1 protein-coding gene is annotated in these 439 nt (G+C 58.5%); it reads left to right on the top strand.

What is annotated here, in order from left to right:
• Positions 1-439: M23 family metallopeptidase (locus QRD42_RS00970; protein ID WP_321988719.1), on the top strand; the 439-nt coding region annotated here is incomplete at both ends.

The raw sequence follows: 439 nt of genomic DNA, 5'->3' as shown, positions 1-439 counted from the left end.
GTAGCATCATCACCGATGAGGTGCGCTTTGTGCATCCCATTGAGAAAAAGGTGGCAGTAAGTTCCGCTTTTGGCCTGCGCCGCCATCCGATTCTGGGACGTTATATCGAACATAAAGGGATGGATCTTCCGGTGCCGGTTGGCAGTCCGGTGATGTCGGTCGCCGATGGCGAGGTGGTGGAGCGCGGGCACGATCGCCGCGCCGGTAACTACCTCACCGTGCGGCACAATGACGGCTGGTACAGCCGCTATTTACATCTGAATACGGTGACTGTGCGAAAAGGCGATCGGTTGTCAGCCGGGGAAACCATTGCCACTTCCGGCAATACTGGATTGTCCACCGGGCCGCATCTGCATCTGGAGATCGGCTATAAAGGCGTCGCGCTCGATCCTGCGCCATTACTCAGCGGCAGCCCAATGCTGCTGGCAAGGCGCATGCG

Origin of the sequence: Enterobacter sp. PGRG2 (genome assembly GCF_030291195.1) — a bacterium.
Classification (GTDB): domain Bacteria; phylum Pseudomonadota; class Gammaproteobacteria; order Enterobacterales; family Enterobacteriaceae; genus Enterobacter_D.
The sequence above is the reverse complement of the archived record's forward strand: the minus strand, read 5'-3'. Positions and strand labels throughout refer to the sequence as shown.